Below are 20343 nucleotides of genomic sequence, written 5' to 3' on the forward strand. Positions count from 1 at the left end.
GCGCTATGTTATGGCGTGGGGAGTTTTTGCCGCTGGTATAACGTCACCAACAGAAAAATACCGATGCCACTCAGTAATCCTACTAAATGAGCCTCTATTGCCACTCGCGCGCCAATCAATTGCGTGACTTCTGCATTAGCGCCCATTGTTTGTTCCCATGTGACTTTTGCCATCACCCCCACAAGCAACAAATAACCGGAGCGCCAACCAATTTTGATATCGCTCAGCGCGCCGTAAGCAAATAACCCATGTAGCACGCCGCTGAGACCAACATAGGCACTCAGCGTTGGGAACGCAAACCAAAGACCCAATCCTTCGGTGATGCATAACGTGAGTAACAGCCAGGCCAGATGTCTGTTGCCATAGTGGACGCGGTGGATAAAAACCACTACCCAGAATCCGGCCAAATTCATCAGCAGATGCCAGTGATTGGTGTGTATCAAGTTACCCGTCAATAATCGCCACCATTGGCCTTGTGCAATAAACTGACGCTGGTATTCCATGATGTCGGCGGCATCTGCCCATTGCAGCACACCGCAAAGCACACTAACCGTTAATACTGTCAGCCACGGAGAAACGCGCCAATTCATGCGTTTGGACTCTTGGCCGCCAATTGTTGCGCTATCACTTCTTTATTGGCCAAGTATTCGTCCAGACCGTGCTGGCGTAGTTTACAAGCAGGACACTCGCCACACCCACGGCCTTCAATGCCGTTGTAACAGGTGAGTGTTTCGTCCCGAACCAAGTCTAGCTGGCCGTATTTATCTGCTAAGGCCCAAGTTTCAGCTTTATTCAGCCACATTAACGGTGTGACTAATCGCAGTGGTCTATCCATTCCTTGCACTAATGCGGATTCCAGCGCTCGAACAAAATCGTGGCGGCAATCGGGGTAGCCGGAATAGTCGGTTTCACATACCCCAGTAATGACTGCTTCAGCCCCCAGTTGATAGGCGTAAATTCCCGCTAGCGTCAAGAACAGGATGTTGCGCCCGGGGACGAAGGTATTCGGCAAGCCATTATCCATCAGTTCGGTAGAAACCGGGATACTATCGCGGGTGAGTGCCGATATTGCCAGTTCATTTAACAGGCTGACATCCATCACTTTATGGCTGGTTGCCCCCAGCTTGTGTGCCAGTACTTTGGCAATATCAATTTCATGGGCATGGCGTTGACCATAGTTAAAGGTTATCGCGTGGACTTCGTCATACTGGGTTAGCGCTTGGATCAGACAAGTGGTTGAGTCCTGACCACCGCTGAACACCATAATGGCTTTACGCGGAGTTGTGGATTTAGGCTGTGTTATGCTCATTTTTAAATACACTCAAAAAAGAATGGCCACAGTTTACCCCAAAATATTGCAAATTCCTTAATGGCCAACATGTTTGCCATTCGCAGATGAATGCTATATAACAGCGCCCGCGATTGACCGACACCCACTCCGCGATTTTTGAGGCGCTTTTATGCTATATCCAGTCAATGAAGTATTTGAAACCATTCAAGGGGAAGGGGTCAATACGGGCTTGCCTTCCATTTTTGTCCGCTTGCAAGGGTGTCCGGTGGGCTGCCCTTGGTGCGATACTCGCCAAACTTGGGAACAGTTCCCCGAGAATGAAGTTACACCAGAGCAAGTATTACAGACGGACGGCAGTGTAGGGCGTTGGGCTTGGTATAATAGTGCAGCATTACTCGCAGCTTTTACTGCTAAAGCTTTTTCAGCCAAACATGTGGTATTAACCGGTGGCGAGCCTTGCTTGTTTGACCTCACAGAACTCACCCAAGCATTAAATCGCGCTGGTTATAGCACCCAGCTAGAAACCAGTGGCACCTTCGAGGTGAAGTGCAGTGACTCGACTTGGGTGACCGTATCACCAAAAATTGGCATGAAAGGTGGGCTGGCCGTCAAATCACAGGCACTAAAACGCGCTAATGAGATCAAACATCCGGTGGCAACCTCGACCCATATCGAGCAATTGGATGCCTTGCTTGCGGGCGTGGATTTGACGGGCAAAGTAGTATGCCTGCAGCCTATCAGTCAGAAATCCCATGCAACCGCTTTAGCGATTAAAGTCTGTATTGCTCGCAATTGGCGGCTTTCAGTACAAACCCATAAATATCTGCAAATAGATTAGCCTATTGGCATTACTGCAATGGCGATAATGTCGAGTTCTGCTTGAAAGTTGTTGGTAATGTTGCCAACTGGCAAGGATAAATGGTGGAGGGGGAAGGATTCGAACCTTCGAAGGCAGAGCCGTCAGATTTACAGTCTGATCCCTTTGGCCACTCGGGAACCCCTCCCCGAAAAATGAGCTACTTTTGTGATGAAAATGGTGGAGGGGGAAGGATTCGAACCTTCGAAGGCGGAGCCGTCAGATTTACAGTCTGATCCCTTTGGCCACTCGGGAACCCCTCCTCAACCTCACACAAAAGTGCTGATTGGCAGCGCAACATGGTGGAGGGGGAAGGATTCGAACCTTCGAAGGCGGAGCCGTCAGATTTACAGTCTGATCCCTTTGGCCACTCGGGAACCCCTCCTCAAATTGCGGCGGCAATAGTAGACAGAAAGCGTTTTTATGTAAAGCCCGATTTTGCAAAAACCACTAAAGTTAGTGGCAGTTCGGTCGATTAAATAACAACAGGTTGTTTAATCGATGTTTTTTTATGCAATCAAAGCCGATACTGCTTAACGAACTACAACTGGGGACCCGCCTCAACCATGCGGTTGAAGAAAATGCGCGCGGGGACTTTGGGCTATTGCTGTCGATGTTGTCGCAGGATGCTCGCGATTGGCCGCAGTTTCATCTGCAAGATACCTTGGCAACTGACGAACGTCTGCGGCAGCAGTTTGAATTACCAACGCCACAACCATTGTTGGGGAATTTGAGTCAGCAGGCTGTAACGGATAATGCCCATTATTTTTTAAATGATGGCCCAGAAACATTTCGCTTAGCTGAAGTGTTACGCCCAGAACCGTTGGTGAGCCGTGGGAAATGGTCATTAGATAGCACAGAAGTGCTGGAAAACTGCAGTTTGCTGGCGCAGCGGCGTTTTAATGGCGAAACACTGCCCTTGCTGCCCGAAGCTCCCCAGTTGCCGGAATTAATTCTACAACAGCGTTTAGCGGTTGAGCGGCAACAAGCTGCGTGAAATGAACCACAGAAATCCTCCTCATAACAGCCTATAATCGCTAAGTTATAGTGCATTCAGGAGATGCCTTATGAAAAGTATTAAAGAAGCACAAAGCGATCTGGTCAATGATACCTGCTCTGAATGTGGCAGTTTTGTGGACATTGGTGCCGTAGTTGAAGAAAGTGATGTACTGTTACAACTACCTTTTAGTGGGAACGCGGCTAAAGCCGATGCTGAGGCGCTGGCTGATAAGGCCAAAGCGCGATTTAATGATGTTATTGTGCGTTTAACAGAGCAAGATAATGTTTGGCTGTTGCAACTTGAGTTTGGCTGTAGTGCAGAGAAGATGATTTTTCAATTGCAAAATAGTTTGCCATAAGTGGCCGCCCGGGAAGTGTAAGTAAATATATATCGGTATTGCTGTGGTATTCTTAAATGTGTAATCTCAATGCGTGATAATTATAAAACAACAATTTAAGAATTTAAGTCTTGAAATCTGGCTGGATAAGAATGGGCGTTAATCGTGGGCAGTATTGGCGATTATTGGAGTCGCTGACAAATTCGACAGCAAAGCAACAGGGCGATTTTGCAGGTACTGCCGATTTGGCGACCAAGCTGCTCTGTGAGCATCTGCATATTGATCGCGCTAGTGTCTGGTCTTGGTCCAAGGATCAGCATATTCAATTTGAGACCGCCAGTTTTGGGGCGTCGGCAAGGCAAAAAACCGTTCGCCCATCCAATCTACTATCGCTACCAAATTACATCACCGAGCTTCACAACCATCTACACATTGCCGCCGCTGATGCAGCAGTAGATGAACGCCTAGCCGAATTGCACAATGATTATATTCTTCCCAATAACATTAAAAGTTCGTTGGAAGTGGCGGTTAGGATCAATGGTCATATAGAAGGTGTGCTGAGTCTTGAACGGTACGTCGAGTCTGGTCCTTGGAGTGATACCGAGGTGCATCTGGCTTGTCAGGTGGCAGATCAACTAGCGTTAACTCGGGCAACTAGTGACGCCTACTATAAAGATGAGATGTTAACGCTGTTTCAATCAGCGATTGAAAAATCAGCACAGATTACACTATTAATAAATCTACACACAGAAGCCATTGAGTATGTCAATGCTGCTCATGAAGTGATTACCGGTATCCCTCGTGAGAAACTGCTTGGACGCAACATCAAAGAACTAGCGTTTTTTCGGCAAACGCCGGAAGTTGCTCAAGATGTACTGAATAAGTTATGTCGCGGAGAAGTCGTTCGCAACGAAATCCTTTTACAACGCAAGAATGGCGAACAGTTCTGGTTGAAGTTCTATGCCAGTCAATTTGAGACTCGTCGAGGCAATCATTACGTATTGGTAACGGCTGAAGATCACACTGATGCTCGTTATCACCAAACTGAGCTGGAACATCTGGCGTGGCACTGTAACCTCACTGGTCTGTACAACCGCACTTATTTCAACCGTATGCTTGAGCGCACAACCAGCGGTTATCTGCTGTTGGTGAATTTGGTGGGATTCAAACGTTACAATGACACTTACGGTCATAGTAAGGGCGATGACTTGCTAGTGGAGATTGGTCGTCGTCTGCGACATTTTTGTGCTTTATATAGCGGCGCAGAAACTGCGCGAGTGGGTAATGATGAGTTCGGCTTATTATTGCCCGAATTAACGCAAGAAGATCTGCAGTATTGCTACAGCCGCCTATATCAGCAGTTGAGCATGCCCATCTCTTTAGGGCGCGAATCTGTGGACGTTCGCCCGGCAGTTGCGATAGTGGCGATTGATGAAGTAGCTGAAACCGTGGCACCGCTGACTTGCGCCGATATTGCGCTGCAATACGCCAAGAAAAAACAGGGCACCGCGATCCAGATCTTTAACAGTACCTTGCTTAAAGCCTTTAAGGATGATGCTGAAATTGAGCGGGATCTTAACGTGGCTATTCGTGGTCGTCAGTTTGAGCTGTATTATCAACCATTGAAAGATCTACAAAGCCAGACATATATTGGTGCCGAAGCCTTGATCCGCTGGCATCATCCTAAGCGCGGTATTATGTATCCTGGAGCATTTATTGATATCGCCGAGCAGACCGGACTCATCAACAGTATAGGCAGTTGGGTTTTGGAGGCAGCCTGTAAGCAGTTGTATTTATGGCAGCATCGTAATATTGAAATGTCGATGCACGTCAACGTTTCGGCCCGGCAGTTTTTTGGTGGCAATCTGTATGAGCAGGTATGGGATCTGTTGACTCGCTATCGTTTAAAACCTAAAACGCTGATCCTAGAGATTACTGAAACGGAATTGATGGAAGATATCCGTTATGCCACCAACCTATGTCAAGAATTAGCTGATTTAGGCGTCGGCTTGGCAATTGACGATTTTGGTACAGGTTATAGTTCCATGCGTTACCTGAAGCAGTTTCCAATCAGCAAACTTAAAATTGACCGTTCCTTTATCTCGGATCTTAATATCAGCCGCCAGAGTCGGGAGATTGTCAGCGCTATCATTGCGATGGCAAAGGCGCTTAATATTTCATTGACGGCAGAGGGCGTGGAAACCCAAGAACAAGAACAATTCCTCGCTGATAATTTATGCCATCAGGCTCAAGGTTTCTTGTATAGCCCGGCATTGCGGGAGGCTGATTTTGCCCGTTTTATTACGGCAGACAGCTCAGTACTACTTCACTAACCTGATGCAGCAGTGTTTGAATTTTCGACCACTGCCGCAGATACACAGATCATTTATTTTTGGCAATTGCACCTGATATTGTTCGCCCTCAGTATAAAACCATTGTCCATTCACCCACTGAAAATTAGATAGTTCGTAGATTGCATCTAAACCTGTGTCAGTCTCGAACCAGGCCTTAAAGAGCACTGTACCGTGATTCGCCTGTTGGCTACTCTCTAGCACCTGTAATGATAGCCAGTGCGGATGCGGTCCCTCGGCGAGCACGGCTGCGGTTAATCCGTGGCGATAATCTGGATGGTGCGTGGCTTCAAGATAGTTGAAACAGCATAATACGAACGCAGAATAGCGCGAGCGCATTAGCGCTTCTGGTGCCGGTGCCGCACGTAATTGCTGGTGATATGGCGCACAGCAATTGCCATAGGTCGCGCCACTGCCACAAGGACAGGCATGTTCCATTGTTTGGGGCTGAACAATCATAACTATTACGGCTTTTTAGTCAGCGGTGTCAGATGATTGCCATAATATAGATTGGATTTGGGCGTCGCATCAAAAAAGTGTTTGGGATCTGCCCGGTTGCTGATGTCTACTTTCCATTGCCAGACACCTTGCGGATTTTTCTCGGCAACTGTGACCATTTTCCCCGCAAATTCACTCACCGGTTCTTCGGTTTCTGCTGGTGGATAAAAACGCACCAGATAGTAGCAGACATCGGTTGCTGAGTTATCGTTAAGCAACCTTTTCACCAAACGAAAATCGACTTCAATATGGGCCTTACGTTTACGAATTCGCTCAAAGAATTTCTGATAAAGTTCAATGATGTTGGCTTTACCAGTAACGATCCCAATATTTTGTTGTTCCGGTATGTAAGTCGCGTCATCGGCATAGATAGTGACTAATCGTTGCGTATCCAGCGCGGCAAAAGCGGTGATAAATTGCTGATAATGTTGATTCAGGGCAACATCATCGGCATCATTGCCGGTGGCAGCCCATCCTGCCTTTGCTACAGACAGTAATAACGCCAGCGTTATCAGGATAATTCTCATCAGTTCTGTCTAATCAGGTGTAATGCGACTAACTATAATAGATGCCATGGTCGATCAGAAGATTGATTTCTTAACAAAGTGTGTAATCTAGACGTATTTGAAGGGCTATCTTTTGTTATGAATCAAAAAGATATGGATTTGTTTAGAGAGGAAATGGCAGATGTTGTGCCATTAAAAACAAGTAACAGCATACCTTTTGCAGCTCGCTTTTCTATGTCAGAGGCACAATTGGCGCGTAACGCGGCGGCACAGAGCAGCGAATATCTGCAACGCCTGCCGTTAGAACTTGCTCGTATTCCCCCGGTAAGACCTGACGATATGCTTAGTTTCAAACGTGAAGGGGTGCAGGATGCGGTGTTTAAAAATTTGCGTTTAGGTAAATATAAGATTGCTGCCGAACTTGATGTTCATGGCATGAATGTACGTCAGGCACGCGACAGTCTGGTGGCTTTTATTTTACAAAGGTGCCAGCGTGGCGAGCGTTGTGTGTTGTTGATCCACGGTAAAGGCCATACTAATAAACCTTTTCCGGCAGTGATCAAATCCTGTGTAAATTATTGGCTGACACAACTGGACGAGGTGCTGGCATTTCATAGTGCCCAACGGGAGCAGGGGGGCTATGGCGCGCTATATGTCATGTTGCCAAAAAACGAACAACAACGGCTGGAAAATCGTGAAACTAACCGCCGCGGCGGTCATCTGCGCTAGTGAAAAGGCTTCGGGTTAGCTCTTGCTATTTCTAAAACTATTGTGGCGATGCGTTTTCGTTTGACATCAGTGAATCCAACAATTATTTTAAACGAGTGTTTAAAATAATCTGGGGGATGGAATGGCCAATCGCTTTGATACCAAAACTCGCATTCTCGATGCGGCTGAAAGGCTGTTTGCAGAACGCGGGTTTTCGGAAACCTCTTTGCGGCTGATCACCAGCAAGGCTGAAGTTAACCTAGCTTCGGTGAATTATCATTTTGGTTCAAAGAAAGAACTGATCCGTGCGGTATTGGCTCGTTATCTTGATGTCTTTATGCCTGCAGCTTCGCAGGCAATTAATACTCAGCGTAAGTTGGAACAACAGGCAACACTGGAGCAGATCTTCTCTTCATTGGTCGGGCCGTTACTCAAACTGAACCAGTTATGCCCAGACGGTACCCGTACCTTTCTGCAGTTATTGGGGCGTGGCTATATTGAAAGTCAGGGGCATTTACGTTGGTTTATCACCTCTCACTACGGTGAACATCTACAGACATTTGTGCGTGCGGTGACCGAAAGTGTTCCTGAAATACCCGCTGCTGACATTTTCTGGCGCTTGCATTTCACCCTGGGAACTGTGGTGTTTACCATGGCATCCGCGGATGCGCTGATGGAGATTGCGGCGGCTGATTTTGCTGAACAAAATGATATCGCAGCGGTTATTCGCAAAGTTATTCCTTATATCTCAGCCGGTGTGGCTGTGTCCGGTAAATAGCGCAAGGATAATGTTATGACGATTCTGCTACTGCTTATTTTGGTACTGGTCGCGTTGTTTTTTGTCCGCGATGTACGAATGCAGTTTGTAACCAAGCCCGTACTCGCATTTTTTAGAAAAGTGTTGCCGCCGTTGTCTGATACTGAACGCCAAGCGATGGAGGCGGGCGATGTTTGGTGGGAAGCTGAACTGTTCCGTGGTAAGCCTAACTGGGACAAATTGCACGATTATGGTAAGCCGACCCTCTCCTCTGAAGAAAAGGCCTTTATTGATAATCAGGTAATGACGGCTCTGACCATGATTGACGATTATGACATCGTTAATCAGCGGCGTGATTTGCCACCAGAACTCTGGGATTATTTCAAACGCGAAGGTTTCTTTGCGCTGATTATCCCTAAAAAATATGGTGGTAAAGGGTTTTCCGCTTACGCTAACTCCACTATTGTCAGCAAAATTGCCAGTCGTAGTCTCAGCGCTGCGGTCACTGTTATGGTGCCAAATTCTCTGGGCCCGGGTGAATTGCTGACGCATTACGGCACGCAAGAGCAAAAGGAGCACTGGTTACCCGCATTGGCAAAAGGGGATGAAATCCCATGTTTTGCACTGACTGGTCCCGAAGCTGGTTCTGATGCTGGTGCCATTCCAGACGAGGGCATTGTTTGCCGTGGTAAGCATAATGGCGAAGAGGTATTAGGCCTTAAGCTTACCTGGAACAAACGCTATATCACCTTGGCTCCGGTTGCCACTGTGCTTGGACTGGCATTTAAAATGAAAGATCCTCAGGGTCTATTAGGGGAAACCGCCGATCTAGGAATTACCTGTGCCCTGATCCCCACGAAACATAAAGGGGTAAAAATTGGGCGCCGCCATGACCCACTGCACATGGCATTTATGAATGGTACCACCCAGGGCCAGGATGTTTTCATTCCTCTCGACTGGATTATCGGTGGGCCACAATATGCCGGTAAAGGTTGGCGTATGTTGGTTGAGTGTTTATCCGCTGGCCGTGGCATTTCTTTGCCAGCGCTCGCTACGGCATCAGGCCATCTGGCAACCAAAACAACCACCGCTTATGCCTATATCCGCAAACAATTTGGACTGTCTATTGGTCAGTTTGAAGGGGTACAGGAGGCTTTAGCCCGAATTATCGCCAACACTTATCAGCTTGAAGCGGCTAGGCGTTTGACCACCACCGGGATTGATTTGAAGGTGAAACCCTCAGTGGTAACAGCGATTGCCAAGTACCATATGACTGAACTGGGGCGTCAGGTGATGAATGATGCGATGGATATTCAGTCAGGCAAAGGGATCCAGATGGGGCCTAAAAATTATCTGGCTCATGGCTATATGGCAAATCCCATCTCCATCACTGTTGAAGGGGCCAATATTCTAACCCGCAGTCTGATGATCTTTGGTCAGGGGGCAACACGGTGTCATCCTTATGTGTTGTCGGAAATGGAAGCCGCCGGAATGAGTGATGAAGCCGAAGCGCTTAATCGTTTTGATTCACTGCTGACCGGACATATTGGTTACGCGTTGCGTAATGCTTTTGCCAGTATTGGGCATGCCCTGAGTGGTAGTTATTTTGCGTCAGCGCCGGTCAGTGGTGATACCCGTATCTATTATAAGCAGATGTCACGTATGTCGGCGGCACTGGCGTTTATGACCGATATTGCCATGTTGGTGCTAGGGGGAGATCTCAAACGAAAAGAGATGCTTTCTGCCCGATTGGGAGACGTGTTGAGCCAGCTGTATCTGGGGTCAGCAACGCTGAAGTTATTCGAGGATCACGGTCGGCAATTTGATGAGCTGCCAGTGGTTAAACATGCGATGGAAACCCGTTTGCAGTTGGCTGCCGATGCCCTCGAAGGGGCCATCCGTAATTTCCCAAATAAACCCCTGTCTTGGATAATGCGAGTAATGGTGTTTCCTTTTGGTAATTGGTTTAAAGGCCCAAGTGACAAGCTAAGCAGCAAGGTCGCCAGTAGCCTGCAAAAACCTTCGCCAGTACGCGAACGATTGACGTTCCTGTGTCCGGCATTTAGCGGTGATAAAAGTGGTGTTGCTGAGGTGGAAGCAGCATTCCAAGCGGTTTATCAGTGCCGCGAAATCAACGCTAAAATTCGCGATGCGCAGAAACAGGGGATCCTAGCTAGACAGCTGCCGTTTGAGGACTTGTGTAATAGTGCCTTGGAGAAAGGTGTTATCAATGCGGATGAAAAATCGCGGTTACTCGCAGCGGACAAGCTGCGGATTGATGCTATCAATGTGGATGACTTTGCCAAGCTGTAGGCATGAGTAAGTAACGTCGGGGATTTATCAAAAAAGGTACGCCATCGCGTACCTTTTTTACGTCTAGAGGGCTAGGGCACTATCAGTACCTTACAGGTGTTGGTGCCACCAATAGTCTCCATCACGTCACCCTTGGTCATTAGTACCATATCACCGCTGTGGATGTAGCCTTTGTCTCGCAAACATTCCAAAGCCGCCTGAGCCAGAAAATCCGGCGCATGTACCGCAGAATCAAATGCAACAGGGTAAACGCCCCGATATAGTGCCATCGCCGCTAAAGTACGTTGATGACGTGCTAATGCAAATATCGGTAATGCACTACTGATGCGTGACATCAGCTTAGGTGTTGCACCAGATTCTGTCAGTGCCACAATGGCTTTAACTGCTTGCAGATGGTTGGCGGCATACATAGTGGCCAACGCAATCGTTTCCTCAACAGTACTAAAGCTTTGATCTAATCTGTGCTTAGATACTCGGATACTCGGATGTGCTTCAGCGCCCAGACAGACGCGTGCCATCGCCGCTACGGTTTCTTCTGGATAACTTCCGGCGGCAGTTTCTGCTGAAAGCATCACCGCATCAGTACCATCCAGCACGGCATTGGCAACATCCATGACCTCGGCACGTGTTGGCATTGGGTTAGTGATCATCGACTCCATCATCTGTGTTGCGGTAATCACAATTTTATTTAACTGACGTGAGCGGCTGATAAGCTTCTTCTGCACCGCAACCAATGCAGGATCGCCAATTTCTACCCCCAGATCGCCGCGCGCTACCATGACCGCATCGGATGCATTGATAATATCGTCAATGGCTTCATCTGAGGCCACCGCTTCGGCGCGCTCAACCTTGGCGACAATCAATGCATTACTACCGGCTTCCTGTGCTAGTCTGCGGGCATACTCCAGATCGGCACCTGAACGTGGAAACGAAACCGCCAGGTAATCGACTTGTATTTGAGCGGCAGTGATGATGTCGCGTTTATCTTTATCTGTCAGGGCTGCGGCAGATAGTCCTCCACCTTTTTTATTGATGCCTTTATTATTGGAGAGCGGACCGGCCACCGTGACTTTAGTATGGACTTTACGTCCGGCAACTTGAGTGACCTGCAGTTGCACCCGGCCATCATCCAGCATCAGAATGTCGCCAACATGCACATCGTCCGGTAGCTCTTTATAATCAATGCCCACCTGATGGACATCACCTTCGCCTTTTGCCAGCTCGGCATCCAGTATGAAATCCTGACCAAGTGTCAGCAGGACTTTATTTTCTCGGAAAGTAGAAACGCGAATTTTTGGCCCTTGTAGATCGCCGAGAAGAGCAATTTGTACACCCAGTTCTTTGGCTATATTACGGGCATCGGTTGCGCGTTTGATGTGGTCTTCTGCGGAGCCGTGAGAAAAATTCAGGCGCACAACATTAGCCCCGGCAGCAATGATGCGGCGCAAATTATCATCACGATCGGTTGCTGGCCCAAGAGTTGTTACGATTTTGGTTCTGCGAAACATGGTGTTTATACCCCATTAAGTTTGCATATGATCTGGCTATATCTTATCAGAGTTACCTTGGTTTTGTAGGAAAGTTACAAACAAAAAAGTGTCGCTAGGATGTTTAATTTTTGTGAGTTTAGACAAAATAGCATAAAAAATAAGCGACTGAGGTGCATCAGTCGCTTATTCAGAGTAACCCAGATGTTGTTACATCACGTCTGTTTTTTCTACGCGAGATTCTTTTAGGACTTCTTTCACCCGTTTCAGACTTTCGCGGAAACGGGGACCGCGGCGCAGTGTAAAACCGGTAGCAAGCACGTCAATAATCACCAACTGTGCCAGCCGAGAAGCCATTGGCAGATACATGTCGGTATCTTCAGGGACTTCCATGGTGACGGGCAGGGTACATTCGCGCGATAACGGAGAATTACGGGCGGTGATCGCAATGACTGCGGCGCCATTTTCTTTCGCCAGCCGAGCAATATCCAATAGGGATTTGGTGCGCCCAGTGTGAGAGATCAACACTACCACGTCGCCTTCATCACTGTTAATGCAGCTCATCCGTTGCATTAACACATCATCGAAACATACAACAGGTACATTGAAGCGGAAAAACTTGTTTTGGGCATCATGAGCAACGGCTGCCGAGGCGCCTAGCCCAAAAAACGAGATTTTCTTGGCTTGAGTTAACACATCGACAGCCCGGTTGATAGCTAAGGGATCGACACTTTGCCGGGCAGTGTCAAGTGCGGCCATTGAGGATTCAAAGATCTTGTTGGTGTAGGAGTCAGGGGAATCATCTTCTTCCACATGCCGACTGACATAGGGAGTACCATTAGCCAAACTTTGTGCCAGATGTAATTTAAAATCTGGGAATCCTTTAGTGTCTAGCCGACGGCAGAAGCGGTTAACCGTGGGTTCGCTCACATCGGCCATTTTCGCGAGAGTTGCTATGCTGGAATGGATGGCCGTTTGCGGAGATGCCAGAATAACCTCTGCGACTTTACGCTCAGATTTGCTGAAATGAGGCAGGTTCTTTTGAACCTTTTCTAAAGTATTCATATGTTATTAAGTCCGCTAGCCCAATGGTTATGTAATTTTATTAGCTTCTTTGCTGTAAGTATTTCGATATTTAGCATCAGTCTGATGTCACATGCTGTTGTCGGTTAAGGCAACGTTAACCTGCTTAAACGCCGACTGTTGTAGGGTTTGTAACTTTGTGAGCATAACAGATTTATGACATAGCTGACTAGCGATATAGCCGTAATTTGTGGCTAAATAACAGATGCGGCCTGATGTTTTTGTTGTTATATTACAACAAAATTGTATATCGATTTCCTCATACGTGGTTTAAGCTTGGATCTGTTAAAGTGAAAGCCACCCTCATTGAAAGGAGAGAGTTTAGCGATGGGCAAATCATCATCCGAGACCAAAGCTTGCGATTTTGTACTCTTTGGCACTAAAGGAGACCTGGCCCGGCGCAAATTGTTGCCATCCCTGTATCAACTCGATAAGGCCAATTTGCTGCACCAAGACACTCGCATCATCGGCGTTGCCAAAGATGCTTTCACTCAGGAAGAATTTCTGGAACGTGTCACCCAGTCCATCAACAAATTTGTGAAGGAAGACGTTTGTCAGCAAACACTGCAGCGTTTTTTGGCGCGTTGCCACTATATTGGCACCAATTTCACTGATGTTGATGGTTATGCGGCTTTTCATGACATCCTCGATAGCCAAAACCGCGTAATGGTGAATTACTTTGCTACACCGCCGGCAATTTTTGGTGATATCTGCCGTTGCCTGCATGAGCAGGGATTGATTAATGCCGAAACTCGGGTGGTATTGGAAAAACCCATTGGTTCCGATCTGGCCTCGTCCAAAGTCATTAACGATCAGGTATCGGCATATTTTGCGGAACGCCAAGTTTATCGTATCGACCATTATTTGGGTAAAGAAACGGTACAAAACCTGATTGCGCTGCGTTTTGCCAATTCACTGTTTGCCTCAAAATGGGATAACCGCACCATAGATCACGTGCAGATAACGGTAGCGGAAGAAGTGGGGATTGAAGGTCGCTGGGGCTATTTTGATAAAGCCGGACAGATGCGCGATATGATCCAGAACCATCTGTTGCAAGTGCTGACCTTGATTGCCATGGACCCTCCGGTAAACCTCGACGCGGACAGTATCCGTGACGAAAAGGTGAAAGTGTTGAAGTCGCTGCGTCCTATCACAATGGACAATGTGTTTGAAAATACTGTTCGCGGGCAGTATTCGGCAGGATTCCTTAAAGGCTCACCAGTTCCAGGTTATTTGGAAGAAGAGGGCGCAAACGTTGAATCTAATACCGAGACGTTTGTCGCGCTACGGGTGGATATCGACAACTGGCGTTGGGCTGGTGTGCCATTTTATCTGCGCAGCGGTAAACGTATGCCGTTCAAAAGTTCTGAAATTGTTATCTATTTTAAGAATCCCCCGCACAATCTTTACCGTTCCAGCTATCGTAATTTGCCACCTAATAAGTTGACTATTCGCCTGCAACCGCATGAAGGGGTGGAAATTCAGATGATGAATAAGGTGCCCGGGCTGGAGCAGAAACAACGGCTGCAAACCACGAAACTGGACTTAAGTTTTTCTGATACCTTCAAGAACGAACGTATTCCCGATGCCTATGAACGGTTATTGCTGGAGGCGATGTCGGGGAATCAGGCATTGTTTGTGCGCCGTGATGAGGTCGAACAGGCGTGGATCTGGGTAGACGGTATCATTCAGTCGTGGGAACAGAGCAATGAAAAGCCAAAACCTTACCCTGCCGGTACCTGGGGACCGGTGGCTTCGGTGGCACTGATCACTAAAGACGGGCGTTCTTGGGATGAATAAGGAGGCCGTATGCTGAAAGAAACAGTGTTCAAATCTTTTGATTCAAAAGAACAACTGGAACAGCAACTTGCCGAGCGCATTGCCGTTGGACTGCAGGAAGCCATCGATAATCGCGGCAAGGCGAGCTTGGTGGTTTCTGGCGGTTCCACACCGCTAGGATTGTTTGAAAAGCTCAGCCGTAAAGTGTTGGATTGGAGCGAAGTGTTTGTGACCTTAGCGGATGAACGCTGGGTGGATAGCGCAAGTGCTGATTCCAATGAACATTTGGTACGTCAGCATTTGTTACAACATCATGCTGCTAGTGCCAAATTTCGCGGCCTGAAGAATATGTTTGCCACCGCAGCGGCGGGGGTCGCGATGACTACCGAACAACTGGCCAATATTCCGCGTCCGTTTGATGTGGTGGTCCTAGGCATGGGCAACGATGGACACACTTGCTCTTGGTTCCCCTGTGCACCTGCAGCCGAGTTACAGCACGCGTTGACTACAGACGCATTACTGTGTGCCATGCATCCCCAAACAGCGCCTCATGCGCGAATTACTTTGAGCCGACATGCGGTGCTCGGTAGTCGCCAGATATATCTGCATCTGGTAGGTCAGCAAAAATTGGATGTTTACCATCGGGCGCTTGCTGCAGACGATATCATGGAGATGCCCGTCAGAGCGGTCCTGTCCCAGCATAAGATTCCTGTGGATGTGTACTGGGCCGCATAAGGAGAAGTTATGAATCCGACCGTTAAGGCCGTTACCGAACGGATAATCGCCCGTAGCAAGGCTACTCGGAAAAAATACCTAGCCGCAATTCAAGAAGCAAAAGCTGATGGGGTTTATCGCGCCAGTTTGGGATGCGGTAACTTGGCTCACGGCTTTGCCGCCTGTCAAACCGACGATAAGCAGTCTCTTCGGCAACTTACCAAAGCCAATATTGGGATTGTCACAGCATACAACGATATGCTGTCGGCGCATCAGCCTTATGAGCATTATCCACAAATTCTGCGTGACGCCTGTCACCAGGTTGGTAGCGTAGCGCAGGTTGCTGCCGGGGTTCCGGCAATGTGTGACGGTGTCACCCAAGGGCAACCGGGCATGGAACTGAGCCTTATCAGTCGCGAAGTCATTGCGATGGCGACAGCAGTCGGGTTGTCACACAACATGTTTGACGGTGCCTTGTTATTGGGCATTTGTGACAAGATTGTTCCGGGGTTATTGATTGGTGCATTGAGCTTCGGCCATTTGCCGATGTTGTTTGTCCCCGCCGGGCCCATGCGTTCAGGGATACCCAATAAAGAAAAGGCGAGGATAAGACAGAAATTCGCTCAGGGCTTGGTCAGTCGAGAAACATTGCTGGAAGCGGAATCTAAGTCCTACCACAGCGCAGGTACATGTACGTTCTACGGCACCGCGAACAGCAATCAGTTGGTACTGGAAGTGATGGGATTGCAGTTACCCGGTTCTTCTTTTGTGAACCCAGATGACCCGCTACGACTGGCGTTGACCCAAGCTGCCGCCAAGCAGGTTTGCCGTTTAACGGCCTTGGGAACTCAATATACACCTATAGGCGAACTGGTGTGTGAAAAGTCTATTGTTAACGGTGTTGTGGCGCTGTTGGCGACTGGCGGCTCTACCAATCTGACGATTCATCTAGTGGCTGCCGCGAGAGCCGCTGGCATTATTATCAACTGGGATGACTTTGCTGAGTTATCTGACGTAGTACCGTTGCTGGCAAAAGTGTACCCCAACGGTCAAGCCGATATTAATCATTTCCACGCGGCAGGCGGCATGGCGCTATTAATAAAGCAATTATTGGCAGCCGGATTATTGCATGAAGACGTCAATACCGTCGCGGGTTTTGGGCTCTCGCGTTATACCCAGGAACCTAAGCTACTTGCCGAAGGGTTAACTTGGGTTGATGGGCCGGTAACCAGTTTGGATCCAGACGTGCTGACTTCTGTTGATAAACCATTCCAGCACAACGGCGGACTTAAACTGCTCACCGGAAATCTGGGACGGGCGGTCATGAAAATCTCTGCGGTGGGAGAAACTCACCGTATCGTTGAGGCCGAAGCGGTCGTGATAGACGAGCAACATAAACTCAATGAGTTATTCAGCAGTGGTCAACTTAATCGGGACTGCGTGGTGGTCGTCAAAGGCCAAGGGCCAAAGGCTAATGGGATGCCGGAGCTACATAAACTAACGCCACTGCTGGGATCGTTGCAGGATCAAGGCTACCACGTTGCTTTAGTGACCGACGGGCGGATGTCAGGCGCTTCCGGTAAAGTGCCAGCGGCGATTCATCTGTCTCCAGAAGCATTGGATGGCGGACTTATTGCCAAAGTGCGCAATGGTGATCGTCTCCGGGTTGATGCGGTAAAAGGGGAAATTTCACTGTTAGTTCCAGACGCTGAGCTGGCTGCCCGCAACGCTGAAGCAGTACCGCTGCGGCAAGTGCGTTATGGCATGGGACGGGAATTATTTACTGCGCTACGGGCAAACTTCAGTAGTCCTGAAACAGGTGCCCGTAGCACTAGCGCCATTGACGATTTTTATTAACCATTTTAGGAGCCGTAACATGACACAGAACAACTGGTCGTTGCAGCCAGAAGCGATTTTTGCGCTGAGCCCGATCATTCCTGTAATGGTTATCAATAAAATTGAACAGGCAGTCCCTTTGGCTAAAGCCTTAGTCGCTGGTGGAATTAGCGTCCTTGAGGTGACACTGAGAACATCCTGTGCGTTAGATGCTATCAAAAAAATTGCGGCAGAAGTGCCAGAAGCGGTGGTCGGTGCTGGCACAATTCTCAATGAAAGGATGCTGCGCGATGCAGAAGCCGCTGGTGCACAGTTTGCTATCACTCCCGGAGCGACAGAAGCATTGCTGAAAGCCGGTAAAGCTGGGCGTATTCCGTTAATTCCTGGTGTTGCCAGCATTTCAGAAATCATGGAAGGGCTCAGCGAGGATTATCGTTACTTTAAGTTTTTCCCTGCAGAAGCTTCTGGTGGTGTAAAGGCATTAAAAGCCTTTGCTGGTCCGTTGGCGGACGTGCATTTTTGTCCAACTGGCGGTATCACCCCGGAAAACTACCGTGATTATTTGGCACTGCCTAATGTGGATTGCATTGGCGGCAGTTGGGTAGCACCGATTAATGCCATGGATAATGGTGACTGGGACCAGATAACACAGTTGTGCCAGCAAGCGCTCCATGGTATTTAAGCTAAGTACAGTTACACAATAAGCAAAAAGGCCACTTAAATATTAAGTGGCCTTTAATGGGATTGATGCTGTCAGTTTTTTTTCTGATTGTTATCTTGTTTGTCTGCTACATCTTTGCTTTTATCGGCCGGTTTCTGTGGCTGACCAAAGGGCGGCAGTTTAAACTTTGAACTATATTTCAACACTGCCAGATTGCTGAATACGACACCAATCACCAGTAATATAATCAGCCACACTTCCCAGTCAGACATAAGTCACCCATTAATCTACGGCGAGACGCTGTTCACAACGGCGGATATCTTCTGGTGTGTCAACTTCCGGTGAATCGAAGGCACTGATGGCAATTTTAATTGGATATCCATACTCCAGTGCTCGCAGTTGTTCCAGTTTTTCCAAGTTTTCCAATCGACCCATTGGTAACTTGGCAAAGGTTTCGACAAAGCGCCGAGTATAAGCATAAACGCCTAAGTGTTTATATACAGGATATTCTTGTACATCGCGGCCAAAGGGAATGCAGGCTCTGGAAAAATATAAGGCAAAGTTATTGTTATCAAATACCATTTTGACGTGTTTAGGGTCATCCAGCTCGACTGGGTCAGTGATTTGATAGGCGAGGGTCGCCATTTCAAATTCACCGGGATGACGTTTAAACAGGTCAACCATCTGTTCAATAGAGATGGGATCAATCAGTGGCTGATCACCTTGCAGATTGATAACCAAATCATCATCAGCTAACCCCAACTGCGTAATGGCGTCATTGATGCGATCAGTGCCAGAGGCTGCTGCTGGATCGGTCATAATCACCTGTCCACCGAAGCTTTCTACCGCCTGTTTGATACGTTCATCGTCGGTTGCTACGTAGATATTATCGATTCCTTTCGCCAGCAATGCCCGTTCATATACGCGCTGGATCATCGGCTTGCCGTTAATCGGTGCCAAAGGTTTGCCGGCAAAACGGCTGGAACCATAACGTGCAGGGATTAACAGGGTAACATTCATTGAAAATACCTATAAATAAATGACAGGGTCCATAACGGACCCTGAGGAGTTAAAGAATAACGACTATCAAGCTTAGATGCGACGGAATAGCTTGGTCAACATCTCATCGGTGACTTTTTCCTGCCAGCTATCACCGTAAACGTTCGCCCACAATGGCCCCATGCTCTTGGTAACTTTCACCATGGCGGCGATGGTTTCATCTGGCAGATCCTTACAAATATTCTGTGGTAACTGAATATTGTGCTGCTTCATCATGCCGCGGAACTCATCCATATATTCAGGGTAGAATTCATCTAATACATTGAACGCAATGCAGTTACCAATACCGTGATGGTAACCCAGAACATAGGCCAGACCATAGGAGACAGCATGGCAGGCACCCACTTGGCTATACGCAATGCTCATACCGCCCATGAATGAAGCCATCATCAGCTTGTCATCTTTGTTCGGGTCATTTTCAATGAATACTTCACGGCATAGCTCCAGTGATTTTTCGGCATAGGCGCGGGAGAATTCGTTGAGGAAGGTGCCTTCTAGAGATTCGACACAGTGGATCCAGCAGTCCATACCGGTGTAGAACCACTGATCAGTTGGTACGCCAGCGATCAACTCAGAGTCCATAATGATCTGGTTGAATACGGTGTAATCTGAGTTCAACCCCAACTTGCGTTCTGGGCCACACAGCACTGCAGTGCGTGATGCTTCTGCGCCAGTACCAGAGATAGTTGGAATACCAATGTGGTGAACTGCGGGGTTCTTAATCAGATCCCAGCCTTGATATTTAGCAGAGCCACCTTCGTTGGTCAGCATCAGTGATACGGCTTTGGCCAGATCCATTGTGGCGCCACCACCAATACCGACAACGCTGACCGGCAGTTTGTGAGAAAACTGCTGAACCTGTTCAGTCAAGCCATCTACCTGCACAGTAGTTGGTTCATCAGTCACATCAACCCATAACAGAATGTCTTGCGCTTTTACTGGCAGACGGCTTTCCAATGGTTTGCCCTGGTGTACATTGTCCACGACAAATACCACGAAATCATCAGCGTGTTTACGTTCGGCGGCCAGCACTTCGTCTAACTGTGCGAAAGAACCACGACCGAAAATCATTTTGGGGACAACTTGGAAATTCTTAAATTTCATAGC

At 48.0% G+C, this 20343-nt stretch carries 20 protein-coding genes and 3 tRNA genes; 11 read left to right on the top strand and 12 right to left on the bottom strand.

Translation table 11 applies throughout. The features are described from left to right. Nucleotides 1-8: 8 nt before the first annotated feature. Both rrtA and queC read right to left on the bottom strand, forming a co-directional pair. The gene (rrtA, locus tag J3L11_RS13325) at nt 9-590 is read right to left on the bottom strand and encodes a rhombosortase (protein ID WP_207571311.1); all 582 of its coding nucleotides are present in this window, start codon (nt 588-590) and stop codon (nt 9-11) included. After that, a complete protein-coding gene (queC, locus tag J3L11_RS13330) occupies nt 587-1309 on the bottom strand; it encodes a 7-cyano-7-deazaguanine synthase QueC (protein ID WP_207571312.1) in 723 nt (240 codons plus the stop codon). The genes rrtA and queC overlap by 4 nt, the downstream gene beginning before the upstream one ends. Before the next feature lie 151 nt (nt 1310-1460). Between queC and queE the strand changes: the two genes are divergently transcribed. Next, nucleotides 1461-2129 (top strand): 7-carboxy-7-deazaguanine synthase QueE, encoded by a 669-nt coding sequence (gene queE / locus J3L11_RS13335; protein WP_189616207.1) that lies wholly within the window; start codon nt 1461-1463, stop codon nt 2127-2129. A gap of 81 nt (nt 2130-2210) precedes the next feature. Here queE and J3L11_RS13340 read toward each other — a convergent pair. The 3 genes from J3L11_RS13340 to J3L11_RS13350 all read right to left on the bottom strand — a co-directional run bounded on the left by J3L11_RS13340 (nt 2211) and on the right by J3L11_RS13350 (nt 2532). Further along, nucleotides 2211-2295: transfer RNA gene (locus J3L11_RS13340), tRNA-Tyr, on the bottom strand. 30 nt (nt 2296-2325) lie between these two features. Next, nucleotides 2326-2410, bottom strand: a tRNA-Tyr gene (locus tag J3L11_RS13345). Between the two features lie 37 nt (nt 2411-2447). Next, a tRNA-Tyr gene (locus tag J3L11_RS13350) sits at nt 2448-2532 on the bottom strand. A gap of 126 nt (nt 2533-2658) precedes the next feature. Between J3L11_RS13350 and J3L11_RS13355 the strand changes: the two genes are divergently transcribed. The 3 genes from J3L11_RS13355 (at nt 2659) to J3L11_RS13365 (ending at nt 5817) form a co-directional block, all read left to right on the top strand. Further along, entirely contained in the window at nt 2659-3144 is a 486-nt protein-coding gene (locus tag J3L11_RS13355) for a VC2046/SO_2500 family protein (protein WP_207571313.1), read from the top strand. Nucleotides 3145-3214: 70 nt separating this feature from the next. Then, nucleotides 3215-3505, top strand: coding sequence for a DUF406 family protein (locus J3L11_RS13360; protein WP_207571314.1), 291 nt, complete (start codon nt 3215-3217; stop codon nt 3503-3505). A gap of 131 nt (nt 3506-3636) precedes the next feature. Next, nucleotides 3637-5817, top strand: coding sequence for an EAL domain-containing protein (locus J3L11_RS13365; protein ID WP_189616212.1), 2181 nt, complete (start codon nt 3637-3639; stop codon nt 5815-5817). Here J3L11_RS13365 and J3L11_RS13370 read toward each other — a convergent pair. Together J3L11_RS13370 and J3L11_RS13375 are read right to left on the bottom strand one after the other, a co-directional pair. Further along, complete coding sequence (locus tag J3L11_RS13370) at nt 5806-6294, bottom strand: YchJ family protein (protein WP_242695245.1); 489 nt, start codon at nt 6292-6294, stop codon at nt 5806-5808. The two genes, J3L11_RS13365 and J3L11_RS13370, sit on opposite strands and share 12 nt — an antisense overlap. 5 nt (nt 6295-6299) lie before the next feature. Continuing rightward, nucleotides 6300-6860: a nuclear transport factor 2 family protein gene (locus J3L11_RS13375; RefSeq protein ID WP_189616215.1), complete on the bottom strand. Its 561-nt coding sequence runs from the start codon at nt 6858-6860 to the stop codon at nt 6300-6302. Between the two features lie 117 nt (nt 6861-6977). Here J3L11_RS13375 and smrA point away from each other — a divergent pair, with 117 nt between their 5' ends. From smrA to J3L11_RS13390, 3 genes are all read left to right on the top strand, one after another. Further along, complete coding sequence (smrA, locus tag J3L11_RS13380; protein WP_207571315.1) at nt 6978-7568, top strand: DNA endonuclease SmrA; 591 nt, start codon at nt 6978-6980, stop codon at nt 7566-7568. A 121-nt stretch (nt 7569-7689) separates the two neighbouring features. Further along, entirely contained in the window at nt 7690-8325 is a 636-nt protein-coding gene (locus J3L11_RS13385) for a TetR/AcrR family transcriptional regulator (RefSeq protein ID WP_133040037.1), read from the top strand. 15 nt (nt 8326-8340) lie between these two features. Beyond that, nucleotides 8341-10617 (top strand): acyl-CoA dehydrogenase, encoded by a 2277-nt coding sequence (locus J3L11_RS13390; RefSeq protein ID WP_207571316.1) that lies wholly within the window; start codon nt 8341-8343, stop codon nt 10615-10617. Nucleotides 10618-10688: 71 nt separating this feature from the next. Here the strand turns inward: J3L11_RS13390 and pyk are convergent, their stop codons facing one another. Together pyk and J3L11_RS13400 are read right to left on the bottom strand one after the other, a co-directional pair. Beyond that, nucleotides 10689-12125: a pyruvate kinase gene (gene pyk / locus J3L11_RS13395; protein WP_207571317.1), complete on the bottom strand. Its 1437-nt coding sequence runs from the start codon at nt 12123-12125 to the stop codon at nt 10689-10691. A gap of 189 nt (nt 12126-12314) precedes the next feature. Beyond that, on the bottom strand, nt 12315-13169 hold the full coding sequence (locus J3L11_RS13400; RefSeq protein WP_133040034.1) for a MurR/RpiR family transcriptional regulator: 855 nt from the start codon (nt 13167-13169) through the stop codon (nt 12315-12317). A gap of 345 nt (nt 13170-13514) precedes the next feature. Here J3L11_RS13400 and zwf point away from each other — a divergent pair, with 345 nt between their 5' ends. The 4 genes from zwf to J3L11_RS13420 are packed head-to-tail and all read left to right on the top strand — an operon-like array spanning nt 13515 to nt 18198. After that, on the top strand, nt 13515-14987 hold the full coding sequence (gene zwf / locus J3L11_RS13405) for a glucose-6-phosphate dehydrogenase (protein WP_133040033.1): 1473 nt from the start codon (nt 13515-13517) through the stop codon (nt 14985-14987). 9 nt (nt 14988-14996) lie between these two features. After that, complete coding sequence (gene pgl, locus J3L11_RS13410; RefSeq protein WP_133040032.1) at nt 14997-15701, top strand: 6-phosphogluconolactonase; 705 nt, start codon at nt 14997-14999, stop codon at nt 15699-15701. Between the two features lie 9 nt (nt 15702-15710). Beyond that, entirely contained in the window at nt 15711-17537 is a 1827-nt protein-coding gene (gene edd / locus J3L11_RS13415; RefSeq protein WP_207571318.1) for a phosphogluconate dehydratase, read from the top strand. Between the two features lie 19 nt (nt 17538-17556). After that, nucleotides 17557-18198: a bifunctional 4-hydroxy-2-oxoglutarate aldolase/2-dehydro-3-deoxy-phosphogluconate aldolase gene (locus J3L11_RS13420; protein ID WP_207571319.1), complete on the top strand. Its 642-nt coding sequence runs from the start codon at nt 17557-17559 to the stop codon at nt 18196-18198. A gap of 71 nt (nt 18199-18269) precedes the next feature. Here J3L11_RS13420 and J3L11_RS19370 read toward each other — a convergent pair whose 3' ends face one another. From J3L11_RS19370 to kdnB, 3 genes are all read right to left on the bottom strand, one after another. Next, nucleotides 18270-18449: a DUF2897 family protein gene (locus J3L11_RS19370; RefSeq protein ID WP_207571320.1), complete on the bottom strand. Its 180-nt coding sequence runs from the start codon at nt 18447-18449 to the stop codon at nt 18270-18272. 10 nt (nt 18450-18459) lie between these two features. Next, a complete protein-coding gene (gene kdsB / locus J3L11_RS13430; RefSeq protein ID WP_189616231.1) occupies nt 18460-19197 on the bottom strand; it encodes a 3-deoxy-manno-octulosonate cytidylyltransferase in 738 nt (245 codons plus the stop codon). A 72-nt stretch (nt 19198-19269) separates the two neighbouring features. Then, the gene (kdnB, locus tag J3L11_RS13435) at nt 19270-20340 is read right to left on the bottom strand and encodes a 3-deoxy-alpha-D-manno-octulosonate 8-oxidase KdnB (RefSeq protein ID WP_207571321.1); all 1071 of its coding nucleotides are present in this window, start codon (nt 20338-20340) and stop codon (nt 19270-19272) included. Nucleotides 20341-20343 lie beyond the last annotated feature (3 nt).

Origin of the sequence: Shewanella sp. 4t3-1-2LB (genome assembly GCF_017368415.1) — a bacterium.
GTDB classification, from domain to species: domain Bacteria; phylum Pseudomonadota; class Gammaproteobacteria; order Enterobacterales; family Shewanellaceae; genus Shewanella; species Shewanella fodinae.

Bases quoted from the DNA above. Each gene is read 5' to 3' on its own strand.
- queC (WP_207571312.1), bottom strand. From the start codon at position 1,309: ATGAGCATAACACAGCCTAAATCCACAACTCCGCGTAAAGCCATTATG.
- J3L11_RS13400 (WP_133040034.1), bottom strand. From the start codon at position 13,169: ATGAATACTTTAGAAAAGGTTCAAAAGAACCTGCCTCATTTCAGCAAA.
- J3L11_RS13370 (WP_242695245.1), bottom strand. From the start codon at position 6,294: ATGATTGTTCAGCCCCAAACAATGGAACATGCCTGTCCTTGTGGCAGT.
- J3L11_RS13365 (WP_189616212.1), top strand. From the start codon at position 3,637: ATGGGCGTTAATCGTGGGCAGTATTGGCGATTATTGGAGTCGCTGACA.
- kdsB (WP_189616231.1), bottom strand. From the start codon at position 19,197: ATGAATGTTACCCTGTTAATCCCTGCACGTTATGGTTCCAGCCGTTTT.
- queE (WP_189616207.1), top strand. From the start codon at position 1,461: ATGCTATATCCAGTCAATGAAGTATTTGAAACCATTCAAGGGGAAGGG.
- J3L11_RS13390 (WP_207571316.1), top strand. From the start codon at position 8,341: ATGACGATTCTGCTACTGCTTATTTTGGTACTGGTCGCGTTGTTTTTT.
- smrA (WP_207571315.1), top strand. From the start codon at position 6,978: ATGAATCAAAAAGATATGGATTTGTTTAGAGAGGAAATGGCAGATGTT.
- J3L11_RS13375 (WP_189616215.1), bottom strand. From the start codon at position 6,860: ATGAGAATTATCCTGATAACGCTGGCGTTATTACTGTCTGTAGCAAAG.
- J3L11_RS13360 (WP_207571314.1), top strand. From the start codon at position 3,215: ATGAAAAGTATTAAAGAAGCACAAAGCGATCTGGTCAATGATACCTGC.
- J3L11_RS13355 (WP_207571313.1), top strand. From the start codon at position 2,659: ATGCAATCAAAGCCGATACTGCTTAACGAACTACAACTGGGGACCCGC.
- pgl (WP_133040032.1), top strand. From the start codon at position 14,997: ATGCTGAAAGAAACAGTGTTCAAATCTTTTGATTCAAAAGAACAACTG.
- J3L11_RS19370 (WP_207571320.1), bottom strand. From the start codon at position 18,449: ATGTCTGACTGGGAAGTGTGGCTGATTATATTACTGGTGATTGGTGTC.
- J3L11_RS13385 (WP_133040037.1), top strand. From the start codon at position 7,690: ATGGCCAATCGCTTTGATACCAAAACTCGCATTCTCGATGCGGCTGAA.
- edd (WP_207571318.1), top strand. From the start codon at position 15,711: ATGAATCCGACCGTTAAGGCCGTTACCGAACGGATAATCGCCCGTAGC.
- rrtA (WP_207571311.1), bottom strand. From the start codon at position 590: ATGAATTGGCGCGTTTCTCCGTGGCTGACAGTATTAACGGTTAGTGTG.
- zwf (WP_133040033.1), top strand. From the start codon at position 13,515: ATGGGCAAATCATCATCCGAGACCAAAGCTTGCGATTTTGTACTCTTT.
- pyk (WP_207571317.1), bottom strand. From the start codon at position 12,125: ATGTTTCGCAGAACCAAAATCGTAACAACTCTTGGGCCAGCAACCGAT.
- J3L11_RS13420 (WP_207571319.1), top strand. From the start codon at position 17,557: ATGACACAGAACAACTGGTCGTTGCAGCCAGAAGCGATTTTTGCGCTG.
- kdnB (WP_207571321.1), bottom strand. From the start codon at position 20,340: ATGAAATTTAAGAATTTCCAAGTTGTCCCCAAAATGATTTTCGGTCGT.